We start from the raw sequence: 13,119 nt of genomic DNA, 5'->3' as shown, positions 1-13,119 counted from the left end.
CGCCCCTTGGCCCATCTGAAGGTGTCCGGTCGGCTGTTGGGCGACATCCAGCGCGTCGTGGTCAACCGATTTTCTGCTGCGCGGCATCCGGCACAGCGCCAGACGCAGCGCCTGCCAGCCCGCCGCATATCGGGCAATTGTCGCGGCGGTGTACACGGATGCTGCGCGTCTCGGCGTAAAGCGCATCATGGATTACCAGCCGCCCGGCCAGCGTTTCACCTGCGCCGCAGATGTGCTTCACCACCTCCAGCGCCATCATCGACCCGATGACACCAGGCAGCGGCGCGATCACCCCGGCCTCGGCGCATGACGGGGCCAGCCCCACCGCGGGTGCTTCGGGGAAGACGCATTGGTAACACGGCCCCCCCACGCCAGGTTGATATAGGCTGACCTGCCCCTCCCATTGCGTCATCGCACCCGCGATCAGGGGCTTGTCCGCTGCCACCGCCATCCGGTTGACCATGTAGCGCGTCTCAAAATTGTCGCTGCCGTCCACGATCAGGTCATAGTCGGCAAAAAGTGCTGGCGCGATATCCCGTGTCAGTCGGCGATGGTAGGGGCGCACCGTGATGAAGGGGTTCAGCGCCTGCATCGCAGCCTGTGCCGAGAAGACCTTGGGCTGGCCGATGCGATCGTCGGTATGGATAACCTGCCGTTGCAGGTTAGAGCCTTCGACCACATCATCGTCAATCACCCCGATGGTCCCCACCCCCGATGCTGCCAAGTATAACAGCACGGGAGAGCCGAGGCCCCCTGCCCCCACCACCAGCACCCGCGCGGCCTGGAGCCGTTTCTGGCCAGCCCCACCAATTTCGCGCAAGAAGATGTGGCGGGCGTAGCGGTTCAGCTCTGCCTCGCGGAAAGGGGCGTCCGGGGCGGGCGCGGGTTCGGACGGGGTGGCGCGGGCGCGCAGTCGGCGTAGGCCCAGCCGGTATAGCGCCGCCAGCCCCACCAGCCCGCCCAGCACCAGCCAAGGCTGCGCCGCGCCCCCCGTCGCCACGCGCAGCGGGTTGCCCTGTGGCAGCACCAGTTGCGCCAGCACCACCGCCAGATAGACCGCCCCGATCATGCCGAGCCGTGCGCGCACTGGGGCCTTCATCACCGCGCCAAGCCCCCAAAGAGCGAGCATCACAAACAGCACCAGTCCCATGCGTCATCCTATCCGTCTGGCCCCCGGCGGGGCGCGCGTTTTTGTTCACCTCTTCCCACAAAGCCGGGTCCTATGCCCCGCTTGCGGGATGTCGGTGCCGACTTCTGCCCCTGCACCCGGTGTCGCAGAGGCCGTCTTGCGGGCCGCGTCGGGCTCAGCGCCGGCCCGCATTTTATGGTCCGGGTCGCGGCCACTTTCGACATCCGGGGCAGCCTAGTCGCTCAGGTGCTGCACCATCCCTGATGTAGGCGCCGGAATGGGCCGCGTCATCAGCGCGAACTCGCCCCGGTTTCGACACCGCCCACACGGGCTGGTGCCTCCGAACCAACACAGAGCCAAGGCCCGAAAGACCCGCGCCTTCCCGCACGCCGGACGGGCCAAGCTCCGGACAAGCCAACCTCCGTACAGGTCAAGCGCCGGACAGGCCACGCATCTCGGCCCCGCCCCGACCTGCCGAGGCGCAACATAGCCCATGTCGACGCAATGGCGATACAAACGCCATGCGACAACGCCGCCCTCACACCTTACGACCGCGTCTACCCGCGCGATGGGCCACCGCAAGGCGTCCAGTCGGGCGGCGCCCGATCATCGCGCGGGCACCCGGGCAGGTTCAGGGCGGCCCGTTCCAAACGCTCTGATCGCCGCGCCGCGCGGGCTCAGCTGCGCCCAGTCGAGCCAAAACCACCAAGGCCTCGCGCCGTCGCGGACAGCGTGTCAGTCAGCATGAAGCGCGCCTGCAGCACGGGCGCGATGATGATCTGCGCGATCCGGTCGCCATGCGCGATGGTGTAGGGTGCTGTGCCCAGATTGACCAGCGCGACGCCCAGGGGACCGCGATAATCGCTGTCGATGGTGCCCGGCGTATTGGGAAGGGTGATGCCATGCTTCAATGCCAAGCCCGAGCGTGGCCTGATCTGCATCTCGAACCCCGGCGGGATCTCGACACACAGCCCGGTGGGAACCACGGCGCGCTGCATCGGGGCGAAGGTCATACCCGCCTCGCGCAGGTCGTCAGGCAGGCAGGCGCGTATATCAGCACCAGCCGCACCGGGGGTTTCATAGGCGGGCAAGGCGATTTGAGGATCGGCCCAGCTCTCGCGACAAAAAAGAACGGTGACGCTCATGTCTGGGGACCTTGGGCATAGAGGTGGGCATAAGGGAGTGTGCGGGAAAAGGGCATCAGCATTCAACCTTGGTGCGAAAGAGGCGAGGCGCGGGTGGCCGGAGGGTGAGTTCGGGGCACCTCCCGGCTGGACACGTCGGATCGGAATTCGGGTGGCCGGTGACGGGTAGAGGCGAGCGGCGCGTGTCGTACATTTCGTTTCAAACACCCTTCTCTCATGCCCCATGCGGGAAAGCCTGTATCGAGCAGCGGGCATCGGACGGGCGGCGTCGGGTGAGCCATGTCAAAGGCCCCATGTAGCGTTGCCCGCGTCGATGCGCCAGCCCCGGGTCCTGATCTGCGGCGCCGACGCGGCTGTGTGGGACCAACGCGCATCGGCGAGGATACGAGCCAACACGCCGCCGCCACCGCGCTGCCGCGGCGGGCAGCGTTTCGGGCGCACCTCACCCGGACGCGCCCTGCGGCGGCGATCCGCGGCCATCGCCCGAAACCCCACCAAAGCCCCCGCTATCGCCTGTACCGGGCGGCAGGACGGCGGCGATGCGGTTGGCCAGGCGGCGCGCGACCTCTGTCTTGGGCAGCATCGGCCAAACCTCGGACCCGTCGGCAGTGATCAGATGCACAGCATTGTCGCTGCCGCCCATGATCCCGGTGCCCGGGCTGACATCATTGGCCACGATCCAGTCACAGCCCTTGCGCAGGCGCTTGGCGTGGGCGTACGCCGCCACGTCATGGGTCTCGGCGGCAAAGCCCACCACCAGCGCGGGGCGGTGCGGATGGGCAGATACCGTGGCCAGAATATCGGGGTTCTCGCTGAATTCCAGCACTGGCAGGCCGCCTTCGGTCTTCTTCAGCTTCTGCGCACCCGCATTGGCAACGCGCCAGTCGGCGACAGCAGCCGCAAATATCGCCACGTCAGCGGGAAGCGCTCCCTGCACTGCCGCCAGCATCTCCAGCGCGGTCTCCACGCGCACCACGTCAACACCCGCAGGTGGCGGCACGCTGGCCGGGCCGGTCACGAACGTCACCCGCGCGCCGAGATCGCGACAAGCCGCCGCCAGCGCTGCACCCTGAGCCCCCGAAGACCGGTTTGCGATATAGCGCACCGGGTCGATCGGCTCATGGGTCGGGCCGGATGTGATAAGGACATGCCGCCCCGTCAATGGGCCGCGCAGCGGTGCAGCAGCGGTCTCGAGGCTGTGCGCGGATGCGGCGCCCGTCTCAGCAACGGGCGCGACGCTGGTGGGCGTTCCCGATACATCGCGTTGGGCAATGCCCAAGCCGATGCCCTGCCCACCTCCCACCGCACCCCTGCCGTCAGGCGCACCACCGGCCCGCAGTATTTCGCGGACCGCCTGCAAGATGGCGGTCGGCTCGGCCATCCGGCCGGGGCCATATTCGCCGCAGGCCATCTCGCCGCTGTCCGGGCCGATGCAGGCCACGCCATCACCCTGCACTTGCGCCATGTTGCGCCGGGTGGCCGGGTGGTCCCACATCCGCACATTCATCGCAGGTGCCACCAAAACTGGGGTGTCCGTAGCCAGAAGCAGGGTCGACGCCAGATCGTCTGCATGCCCCCCTGCCATCTTTGCCAAAAGATCAGAGGTCGCCGGGGCCACCACGATCAGATCGGCCAGCCGCGACAACTGGATATGCCCCATTTCAGCCTCATCTTTCAGATCGAAGAGGGTCGCATAAACGCGGTGCCCGGCCAGCGCCGCCACCGACAGGGGCGTAACGAATTGCGCCGCTGCGGTCGTCATCACCGGCACAACGCCCGCACCCGCGCCGCGCAACAGACGGATCAGTTCCAGCGCCTTGTAGGCTGCGATGCCGCCGCCGATGATCAAAAGTACCTGTCTGCCCGCCAGCATGATGCCTGCCCCGCTGCTACCTGCCCTGCGTGTAACTAACTCGAACGCACTGCGAACCACCCAATCAAAAAGCAAAGTCAGCTTAAAGGCTGGCCGATTCCCGCGCCAACCGCAAGGGGGCGGCGCGGAACTCAAGGGCCCGCCCACCCGCAACACTGCCGCGCAGGGAACCGGCTCCGGTACGATTGCACGCGGCACCATAGGGAAAGACCCACCACGCAGAAAAACATGAAGAACAAGCAGACGCGCGTGACGGGACCATAGCAGCCACTACGCGGCCCCTTCGACGCACGAACGCCGCTGTACACGGCAATGTTTGCCAGTCCAGCGCGACCCACGCTTAAAGGGCCGGCCATGCCTGCAATATGGGAAGAAATGCTTTGCGGTGGCGCGGTTGACGGGGCTCGAACCCGCGACCCCCGGCGTGACAGGCCGGTACTCTAACCAACTGAGCTACAACCGCCCCGCAAGCCGCCGAATGTTTCATCCGGCGTTGGCGCGTCTTAGGGGCGCGTGGCAGCAAGGTCAAGGGTGATTTCGGGCAGTTGCAGCGAAACTCAAGGGGAATTTTCAGTGAGCCATTGCGCAATGGCGCAAGTCACGCCGGACGCCAGGCCCGCGCATCACGGAAAGCGGATAGACGACCACGGCGGACGTCACCCTTCAGTCCTTTGCCCGGGGTTTGCGCAGCACGCCGATGACGGCATGCACCAACAAGCCGATGTAGATCAGGTCCAAGATAACCGCCAGCAGCCAGAACTGCGTCAGCGCCAGCCCGATGATGGCACTCATTGAGATCAGCACCCAGACTACGCGGTCACGCGACACCCGTACGCCCTTGATCGACGGTGTGGGCAACCGGCTGATCATCAACATCCCCACCAGCCCCAGATAAACCGCGACCGGCAATGAGGCTGCCCGCAGGTCGATCACATCCGCCAGCCCCAAGAAAACCGGCAAAAGTGCAAGCATCGCGCCCGCAGGCGCCGGCACGCCGACGAAATGCAACCGCCCGCCGGGATTGGGCGCGTCACGGTTCACATTGAACCGCGCCAGCCGCAGACAGCCGCAGACCGCGAAGATCAGCACGAACATCCATCCCAGCCCAGATGCACCCTTCAGCGCATATTGAAACAGCAACAGCCCCGGCGCGATGCCGAAATTCACGAAATCGGCCAGCGAGTCCAGCTCTGCCCCAAAGTCGCTGGCCGCATTCAATTTCCGCGCCAGCAGCCCGTCCAGCGCATCGACAAACGCGGCAAAGATCAACAGGCCCGCCGCGATCTCGAACCGCCCCTCCATCACATAGCGGATGGAGGTCAGTCCCGCGCACAGCCCGATGATCGTGACCAGATTGGGTACCAGCGTCAAGAACGGCAAAGTGTCGCGCAGCGGTGCGCGGTTATGCGGGCGAAAACCGGGGCGCAGGCCGCGGCGGGGTTCTGGGTCCTTGGCCATGGCTCAGCGTGCCTCAGCCATGCGACGTGCCTCATGCGCGGTCAGGTCGGCCAACACCGTTTCACCCGCAACCATGGTCTGCCCCAGCGCGACCAGCGGCTCCACCCCCTCGGGCAGATACACATCGAGGCGCGAACCGAAGCGGATCATGCCGAAACGTTCGCCCGTCTCCATCTCCTGCCCCTCGGTCACTTCGCACAAGATGCGGCGCGCCACCAACCCGGCAATCTGAACCACCGCCAGCTTGCGCCCATCAGCCATCTCGATCGCGACCGAGTTGCGCTCATTGTCCACGCTGGCCTTGTCGAGCGAGGCATTGAGGAACTTGCCCGGCCGATAGGCGATCTTGTCGATCCGGCCTGCAATCGGCGCGCGGTTCACATGGCAGTTGAACACGTTCATGAAGACCGACACCCGGGTCAGTGCCGCATCGCCCATGCCCAGTTCGACCGGCGGCACAGCGCGTTCGATCAGCGAGATCACGCCGTCGGCGGGGCTGATGATCAGCCCTTCGCGCATCGGGGTGTGACGCTCCGGGTCACGGAAGAAATAATAACACCAGACGGTCAGCCCGGCGCCGATCCAGCCCAGCGGCTCGGCGATCAGAAACAGCACCAGCGTCACGACGGCGAAGATCGTGATGAACTTGTACCCCTCACGGTGGATGGGTTTGACGACAGTGGACATCATATCGGCGGACATGGGCGGTTTCCTTTGAACGGGCGGTCAGCAGGGCCGGGCACCAAGATGCCACGGGGCCTGAAGGGCGGTGAAGAATGGGCGCAGAAGGCACCTTTGGCGTCAGGGTTTAGCGCATATCGTCGGGCAATAAAACGTCGATAATCGGCCACGCGTGATTTGGCCACGCCGGGGCTGTTGCCTGCGTGGTCAGCCGAGGGGCGGGATGACGCCGCAGGGCCATGGCGACGACGGTTCCAGTTTGTGGGGCGGAGTGACCTGCGCAAAGCCTTGGTCGCAATGGGGGGGGGCTACAGCCCGGTCGCAATGGTGGCGGCGTATCAGGCCGGGGTTCGCGTGCGCATGGGGCCGTCGAAGGTGCGGCAGGACAGGTTTGGACGGGGACAGCACCCCCTCACCCACGCATCCTGCCAATCAGGCTGCGTTGCGTTCAAACGTCAGGTAATGCGGGGTGCGGCCCTCGCGCAGGGCCTTCTGCTCATACCGCGTGGAAATCCAGTCTGGCCAAGGGGCGTACCAATCCACCCGTGCGGGGTTGAGGCACGTGAACCCGGCAGGCGGCACCTCCTTCATGGTCTGGCGGACGTAATCGGGGATGTCGGTTGCCACGCGCAGCTGCGCGCCAGGGGCCAGCACGCGGGCCAGCGGAACCAGATGCTCGGGCGTGACGAACCGGCGGCGGTGGTGGCGCTTCTTCGGCCAGGGATCTGGGTACAGCAGAAAGGCCCGGGTCAGGCAGGCATCGGGCAGCACCTCGAACAGATCGCGCACATCGCCCGCATGGATGCGCAGGTTCTCGACCCCGGCGTCGCGGATCTTGCCGAGCAACATCGCGACACCGTTGATATAGGGCTCGCACCCGATAATGCCGACCCCGGGGTTGAGGGTGGCTTGATGCACCAGATGCTCGCCACCGCCAAAGCCCACCTCCAGCCACAGGGGCCGGGGGTCCGCGAACCACGCCGCAGGATCGACGCGCGTGCGTTGCGGGTTGTCGGTAAAGCTGACACCGGCCGGGGCCAGCGGCTTCAGATCCTGATCAAGGTATTCCTGCTGCATGGGCCGCAAGGTCTTGCCCTTCAGCCGCCCATAAAAGTTGCGGCCCCGGAAGGGGTGTTTTTCAGGCGATTGGCGCATGGGGGCCCCGGGGTTGTTCTGATCGGCGGGGGTATGGCTTCTGGGGACTGCGGGGTCAAGGGGTGGCGGCAAAACCTCACCAAGGGGCGGAGCGGCAGAAGGCCAACGCTCGCTGGGTGTGGAATGCGCTGCGCGGGAATCGGGGGGTAGCGCGGGCGCCGGGTCACGGGGCGTCATTGCCAAATGTGGCGCGTGGGCCGATTCCAGTGGCGGTGCGGCCTTGTGGTTGTCGCGATTGCGCGCCTGCCTTCTGCCCCGTACCATCTGATGCAATGGTTCTCCCAAGCACATCGGGGGAAGTTGGTCCGTCGCTGCACCTGGCGGTGTGCGCCATGGCTCAGAGGCATATGTCGAAAGGACGAGCAACGATGTCGAAAACCCCGGGCACCAAGACGCTTCTGATCAGCGGCGGATCGCGTGGCATCGGACGGGAGACAGCGCTTCGCGCGGCCGAACGGGGTTGGTCGGTCGCGATCACATATCGCACCGACAGCGTGATGGCAGCGCGCACGGTTCAGGAGATCGAGGATCTGGGCGCGCGCGGAATGATGGTGCAGGGCAATGTCTGCACCGAGGCCGATGTGACGCACAACTTCAGGCAGGTGGCCGACCACTTTGGCCGTATCGATGCGGTGGTGGTGAATGCCGGCATCGTCGGGCCCTCCATGCCCCTGGCCCAGATGAGCGCGGACCGGATCCGAAACATGGTTGAGGTCAATCTTCTGGGGGCATTGCTGTTTGCCCGCGAGGCTGCGCGGTATCTGCCGCGCGACGCCGATGAACCTTCCGGCGCGCTGGTCTTCGTGTCTTCCGTCGCGGCAAGATTGGGCGCGCCCTTTGAATACGTCGATTATGCGGCAGCCAAGGGGGCGATTGATACGCTGACTCTCGGCCTTTCCAAAGAACTTGCCGCGCAGAATATCCGGGTGAACGCGGTCCGCCCTGGCCTGATCGAGACAGAGATCCATGCAAGCGGTGGGCAACCCGATCGCGCACAGCGGTTGGGAAAACTGGTGCCGATGGCGCGCGCCGGACGCGCCCGGGAAGTTGCCAACGCGATCATCTGGCTCTGCAGCGATGAGGCGTCCTATACAACTGGCGCTGTGCTGGATGTCACGGGTGGCCGCTAACGGCGACGGCACCTTTGCAAGATTGGTCACTCGGTCGCAGGACCGGCGGCGGCGGCCGACAAAAAACCCTCCACCGCCAGTGCATGGCGGAGGAAGGGCATGATGTGTTCCGTTATGTAGGCGCGCTTTCGCGCCCATGACGTGGGCGCGAGGCGGTCAGACTTCTTTCTTCAGCGCCTCGGCCAGGTCGGTGCGTTCCCAACTGAAGCCGCCGTCGGCCTCGGGCGCGCGGCCAAAGTGGCCATAGGCGGCGGTGCGTGCATAGATCGGGCGGTCGAGGCCCAGATGCGTACGGATGCCGCGTGGGGTCAGGTCCATGGCGCGGGCAACTGCGCGCTCGATCGCGGATTCGTGCACCTGCCCTGTACCGTGCGTGTCGGCATAGATCGACAACGGTTTGGCGACGCCGATAGCATAGGAAAGCTGGATTGTGCAGCGCTCGGCCATCCCGGCAGCCACCACGTTCTTGGCCAGATAGCGCGCGGCATAGGCGGCAGAGCGGTCGACCTTGGTCGGATCTTTGCCGGAGAACGCGCCGCCGCCGTGGGGCGCCGATCCACCGTAGGTATCCACGATGATCTTGCGCCCGGTCAGGCCCGCGTCGCCGTCAGGACCGCCGATGACGAAGGTGCCGGTCGGGTTGACCCACCATTCTGTCGCCTCGGTAAGCCAGCCCGCAGGCAGAACTTCGCGAATATAGGGTTCGACAATGGCGCGGATGTCATCACTTGTCTGGGATTCGAGCGCGTGCTGAGTGGACAATACGAGTTGAGTCACCTCAACCGGCACGCCGTCCTCATAGCGCAGCGACAGCTGGGTCTTGGCATCGGGGCGCAGCGTCGGCTCCTGCCCGGATTTGCGCACCTCGGCCAGACGGCGCAGGATCGCATGGGAATAGAGGATTGGCGCGGGCATCAGCGCGGGCGTCTCATTCACCGCATAGCCGAACATGATCCCCTGATCACCCGCCCCATCGCGGTCCACGCCCTGCGCGATATGCGCAGATTGCGGGTGCAGCAGGTTGTCGAGTTGCAAGGTGTTCCAGTGAAATTTGTCCTGCTCATAGCCGATGTCGCGCACACAGTCGCGCGCGATCTGATCAACCTGCCCCAGCATGTGGGTCAGGCGGTCCTTGTCAGACAAACCGACCTCACCACCGATGACGACGCGGTTGGTGGTTGCAAAGGTTTCGCAGGCGACGCGGGCGTTGGCCTCTTCCGCCAGAAAGGCATCGAGTACGGCATCCGAGATGCGATCGCACAACTTGTCCGGATGCCCCTCTGAAACGGATTCAGAGGTGAAAATGAAGTTCTGTCTGGCCATGAAAAGTGCTCCGTTGGGTTACGCCCGTCACGCCAGGAAGCCGTTGTGACAGGACAATAAAGCCGAGTAGCCGCTGGTGCATCCGGGGTCAATGGGCCGCAGCCATATTCCGGCGACGCAATGCCAGTAGGGTTAAACCCGCCACGAGCAACACGCCGATCGGCAGGTCACCAAAGCGGGCATAGGGCGTGGGCGGCAGCGCGCCCGGCACCGCCCCGTCCAGCGCCCCCAGCGTGTTGAGCGGCAGCGCCGCCAGCACCTGGCCCCGTGCGTCGATGATGGCCGACACGCCGGTATTGGCCACACGCACCAAGGGCAGCCCCTGTTCCACGGCGCGCAACCGGGCCTGCGCCAGATGCTGATACGGGCCGGTCAGCGCGCCGAACCAGGCGTCATTGGTGACCTGAAGCACCCAGTCGGGGCGGACCTCGGTGCGCAGATGGCGGGGAAACACGGCCTCGTAGCAGATCAGCGGCAGGACGCGGCCGAGGTTTTTGGGTTCCTGCCCACCCTGCCCCGGACCATCATTGTCCAGCGCCCCCAGATCGAGCAGTTGCGGCCCGGGGCCGGGACTGTAGCCTTGCAACTGGCGCGCGGCAAAGCCCGCGTAATTCGCACCCAAAAGCGCATCGGCGAAGGGGACGTATTCGCCGAAGGGCACCAGATGGTGTTTGTCATAGACATGGGTGGGCTGACCATCCGCACCCAGCACGGCAAGGCTGTTGAAGAAACGCCCCTCCTCATCCGAGCGTTGCACCCCCAACGCGAGCCGCGCGGGGGCAGCGGCATCAGCGGACATCTGCAAGCCCACGCCCATGGTATCGAGCAAGAACGGCACCGCGGTTTCCGACCAGATCACCAGATCAGGCGGGGGGGTGTCGGCGCGCGGCGGGGCAGCGGACAGGTACAGGTGACGGTAAAAGAACATCTCGGCCAGGTCGTAGCGCCATTTCTCTGCCTGCGGGGCGTTGGGCTGCACCAGCCGCAGTTGAACGGATTGCGCGGGTGCGGGCATGGGCTGCGCAAGCCGCGCCTGCCCCCAGAGCCACGCGCCGGCCACGGCAGAAACCGCAATCACAAGGGCTGCGGCGCGCAGCGGCCCCGCATTGGCCTTCGACGAGACCGCGTCGCGGGAGGGCGCGGACAGCACCCTGACGGATGTCTGGCCCATCCCAGCGGAACTTGCGCCCCGTGACGGCGCGCTGCCCGTTACCGCCCAGACCAACAACGCGACAGGCAGCACCGTCAGCAAGCTCAGCCCCAGCGGGCCGGTGATGGCAGCCAGTTGTGCCACCGGCGTATCGGTCCAGATATGGCCCAGCAGCGCCCACGGAAAGCCTGTGAAAACATAGCCCCGCGCCCATTCCGCCGCGACGAAACTGAAGGCCAGCGCCAACAGGCGCGGCAATCCTGCGGGGCCAGGCCACCGGGTCAACCACGCGCCCAGCCATCCAGCCAGGGCCCAGAAAAGCGCAAGCCCCCCCGCCATCATCAAAAGCGCAAAGGGCGCCATCCAGGCGTGACGCTCTGGCGCGATCAGAAAGGGTTCCACCAGCCAGAACAGCGCGGCCAGAAAGTAGCCCGTGCCTGCCGCCCAGAAGAGCAGCGCGGTGGCACGCGGGCCGCGCGATTGCACTGCGCAATGAAACAGCATCGACAGCGCGGCCAAGGAAACCCACCACCAGCCCAATGGGGCCTGCCCCAACGCGATGAGCGCGCCCACCCCCGCAGGTGCCGCAACGCCTGCGCCAAACCGGGCGAGGCGCACGCGCCCGGGCTGCGTCGGCGGGTGGCGGCGGGTCATTTGATCAGCTGTACAGCGTTGCGGGCAGTCGGACCCGCAGCCGCTTGATGCGGCGGGGATCGGCGTCGATGATGTCGAACTCGGCCCCGGCGGGATGGGCGATCACCTCGCCGCGCGCGGGCACCCGGCCGGTCAGCACGAATACCAACCCGCCTAGCGTGTCGATTTCCTCTTCATCCAGCGAGTCGGTCAGGGAAAAGCCGATCTCGGCCTCGAACTCATCCAGCGGCGTGCGGGCCTGCGCCAGATAGACACCTGGTTTTTCCAGTTGCCACAACCCTTCCTCGTCGGTGTCATGCTCATCCTCGATCTCACCCACCACCTGCTCCAGCAAGTCCTCGATGGTGACCAGCCCGTCAACGCCGCCGTATTCGTCGATCACCAACGCCATGTGGATACGTTCGGTCTGCATCTTCTGCAACAGCACCACCAGCGGCATCGAGGGCGGCACATAGAGAAGCGGGCGCAGCAGCGGGTCGAGGTTCAGGTCGTGGGAATGGCCGTTGAAACCGTATTCCAGCGCCAGATCCTTCAGGAGCAACAGCCCCAGCGGTTTATCAAGGGTGTCGTTATAGACCGGTAGGCGTGAAAAGCCACTTTCGCGGAACTGCTCTACCAAGCGGTCACGGTCGATATCGACAGGGACAGCAACGATTTCCGCCTTGGGGATCGAAACATCCTCGACCCGAAGGCGGCGAAGGTTCGCCATACCGGGCAATGCCGCGATAGCGGGCCGGTGGCGGGCAGGCACCGCATCATCGCCCTTTTCATCACCTTCGGTGTCGTCGCTGGCGTTTCCACCAAAGATGCGGCCCAGAAAGCCGCGTTGATCGGCCTGCTGTGGGTCTGGCTGCGCGCTGTGCGCCGCATTAGACCCGTCTATACTGTCGCCCATTGTGTCCTTGTCCAACATTCAGTCCAATATCACGTCTCGCGCCTCATATGGGTCAGAGACCCCCATGGTTGCAAGTATCTGTCGCTCAAGTTCTTCCATCAGCGCGGCATCTTTGTCACGGATATGATCATATCCCAGCAAGTGCAGGACCGAGTGCACCAGAAGATGCACCACATGATCGCCGAAACGCTTTTCTTGTTCAACCGCTTCGCGCGCACAGGTGTCATATGCAAGCGCAATGTCGCCTAGCGGCTCTGCATCGGCCACGGTGCCGGGTTCCGGTGCCTCGGGGCGGTCGCCATCGGCATCGGCAGAAAGGTCCCAAGTCGGCCAGGACAGGACATTGGTTGGCGCGGGCTTGCCCCTGAAATCACCGTTCAACCCCGCGATGCGCGCATCGTCGCAGGCCAGCACGCTGAGTTCGACGCAGACCACGCTATGCCCCAGGTGTGACAGCACGGCCTGTGCCGCATTCAACGCCATTGCTTCGAGGTCCAGCGCCGACCATCGGTCATCTTCCATCGCG

11 protein-coding genes, 1 tRNA gene and 1 riboswitch are annotated in these 13,119 nt (G+C 65.3%); of the genes, 1 reads left to right on the top strand and 11 read right to left on the bottom strand.

Annotated features, from left to right (window positions below):
* Positions 1-61: 61 nt before the first annotated feature.
* The 7 genes from H9529_RS02065 to trmB all read right to left on the bottom strand — a co-directional run bounded on the left by H9529_RS02065 (position 62) and on the right by trmB (position 7,441).
* Positions 62-1,150, bottom strand: a complete 1,089-nt coding sequence (locus tag H9529_RS02065; RefSeq protein WP_092886048.1) for a HesA/MoeB/ThiF family protein — start codon at positions 1,148-1,150, stop codon at positions 62-64.
* Positions 1,151-1,806: 656 nt separating this feature from the next.
* On the bottom strand, positions 1,807-2,274 hold the full coding sequence (gene dut, locus H9529_RS02060; RefSeq protein ID WP_092886046.1) for a dUTP diphosphatase: 468 nt from the start codon (positions 2,272-2,274) through the stop codon (positions 1,807-1,809).
* Between the two features lie 442 nt (positions 2,275-2,716).
* The gene (locus tag H9529_RS02055) at positions 2,717-4,147 is read right to left on the bottom strand and encodes a bifunctional phosphopantothenoylcysteine decarboxylase/phosphopantothenate synthase (protein WP_092886044.1); all 1,431 of its coding nucleotides are present in this window, start codon (positions 4,145-4,147) and stop codon (positions 2,717-2,719) included.
* A 386-nt stretch (positions 4,148-4,533) separates the two neighbouring features.
* Positions 4,534-4,610 (bottom strand) — tRNA-Asp (locus H9529_RS02050).
* Positions 4,611-4,810: 200 nt separating this feature from the next.
* Positions 4,811-5,605 (bottom strand): CDP-diacylglycerol--serine O-phosphatidyltransferase, encoded by a 795-nt coding sequence (gene pssA / locus H9529_RS02045; protein ID WP_092886042.1) that lies wholly within the window; start codon positions 5,603-5,605, stop codon positions 4,811-4,813.
* Between the two features lie 3 nt (positions 5,606-5,608).
* The gene (locus tag H9529_RS02040) at positions 5,609-6,307 is read right to left on the bottom strand and encodes a phosphatidylserine decarboxylase (RefSeq protein ID WP_092886040.1); all 699 of its coding nucleotides are present in this window, start codon (positions 6,305-6,307) and stop codon (positions 5,609-5,611) included.
* Positions 6,308-6,718: 411 nt separating this feature from the next.
* Positions 6,719-7,441, bottom strand: a complete 723-nt coding sequence (gene trmB / locus H9529_RS02035) for a tRNA (guanine(46)-N(7))-methyltransferase TrmB (RefSeq protein ID WP_092886038.1) — start codon at positions 7,439-7,441, stop codon at positions 6,719-6,721.
* 368 nt (positions 7,442-7,809) lie between these two features.
* Here trmB and H9529_RS02030 point away from each other — a divergent pair, with 368 nt between their 5' ends.
* Positions 7,810-8,571 (top strand): SDR family oxidoreductase, encoded by a 762-nt coding sequence (locus H9529_RS02030; RefSeq protein ID WP_092886036.1) that lies wholly within the window; start codon positions 7,810-7,812, stop codon positions 8,569-8,571.
* Positions 8,572-8,727: 156 nt separating this feature from the next.
* Here the strand turns inward: H9529_RS02030 and metK are convergent, their stop codons facing one another.
* The 4 genes from metK to ybeY form a co-directional block, all read right to left on the bottom strand.
* Positions 8,728-9,894 carry a methionine adenosyltransferase gene (gene metK, locus H9529_RS02025; protein ID WP_092886034.1) on the bottom strand — a complete coding sequence of 389 codons (1,167 nt, stop codon included), beginning with the start codon at positions 9,892-9,894 and terminating at the stop codon, positions 8,728-8,730.
* 6 nt (positions 9,895-9,900) lie between these two features.
* Positions 9,901-9,949: riboswitch (SAM-SAH riboswitch) on the bottom strand.
* Positions 9,950-9,982: 33 nt separating this feature from the next.
* Positions 9,983-11,698, bottom strand: coding sequence for an apolipoprotein N-acyltransferase (gene lnt / locus H9529_RS02020; protein WP_092886032.1), 1,716 nt, complete (start codon positions 11,696-11,698; stop codon positions 9,983-9,985).
* A 4-nt stretch (positions 11,699-11,702) separates the two neighbouring features.
* On the bottom strand, positions 11,703-12,593 hold the full coding sequence (locus H9529_RS02015; RefSeq protein ID WP_092886306.1) for a transporter associated domain-containing protein: 891 nt from the start codon (positions 12,591-12,593) through the stop codon (positions 11,703-11,705).
* A gap of 18 nt (positions 12,594-12,611) precedes the next feature.
* On the bottom strand, positions 12,612-13,115 hold the full coding sequence (ybeY, locus tag H9529_RS02010; protein ID WP_397544895.1) for an rRNA maturation RNase YbeY: 504 nt from the start codon (positions 13,113-13,115) through the stop codon (positions 12,612-12,614).
* Between the last annotated feature and the right edge of the window lie 4 nt (positions 13,116-13,119).

Source organism: Roseicitreum antarcticum (genome assembly GCF_014681765.1).
Lineage (GTDB): Bacteria > Pseudomonadota > Alphaproteobacteria > Rhodobacterales > Rhodobacteraceae > Roseicitreum > Roseicitreum antarcticum.
The sequence above is the reverse complement of the archived record's forward strand: the minus strand, read 5'-3'. Positions and strand labels throughout refer to the sequence as shown.

Bases quoted from the DNA above. Each gene is read 5' to 3' on its own strand.
- H9529_RS02065 (WP_092886048.1), bottom strand. From the start codon at position 1,150: ATGGGACTGGTGCTGTTTGTGATGCTCGCTCTTTGGGGGCTTGGCGCG.
- dut (WP_092886046.1), bottom strand. From the start codon at position 2,274: ATGAGCGTCACCGTTCTTTTTTGTCGCGAGAGCTGGGCCGATCCTCAA.
- H9529_RS02055 (WP_092886044.1), bottom strand. From the start codon at position 4,147: ATGCTGGCGGGCAGACAGGTACTTTTGATCATCGGCGGCGGCATCGCA.
- pssA (WP_092886042.1), bottom strand. From the start codon at position 5,605: ATGGCCAAGGACCCAGAACCCCGCCGCGGCCTGCGCCCCGGTTTTCGC.
- H9529_RS02040 (WP_092886040.1), bottom strand. From the start codon at position 6,307: ATGTCCGCCGATATGATGTCCACTGTCGTCAAACCCATCCACCGTGAG.
- trmB (WP_092886038.1), bottom strand. From the start codon at position 7,441: ATGCGCCAATCGCCTGAAAAACACCCCTTCCGGGGCCGCAACTTTTAT.
- H9529_RS02030 (WP_092886036.1), top strand. From the start codon at position 7,810: ATGTCGAAAACCCCGGGCACCAAGACGCTTCTGATCAGCGGCGGATCG.
- metK (WP_092886034.1), bottom strand. From the start codon at position 9,894: ATGGCCAGACAGAACTTCATTTTCACCTCTGAATCCGTTTCAGAGGGG.
- lnt (WP_092886032.1), bottom strand. From the start codon at position 11,698: ATGACCCGCCGCCACCCGCCGACGCAGCCCGGGCGCGTGCGCCTCGCC.
- H9529_RS02015 (WP_092886306.1), bottom strand. From the start codon at position 12,593: ATGGGCGACAGTATAGACGGGTCTAATGCGGCGCACAGCGCGCAGCCA.
- ybeY (WP_397544895.1), bottom strand. From the start codon at position 13,115: ATGGAAGATGACCGATGGTCGGCGCTGGACCTCGAAGCAATGGCGTTG.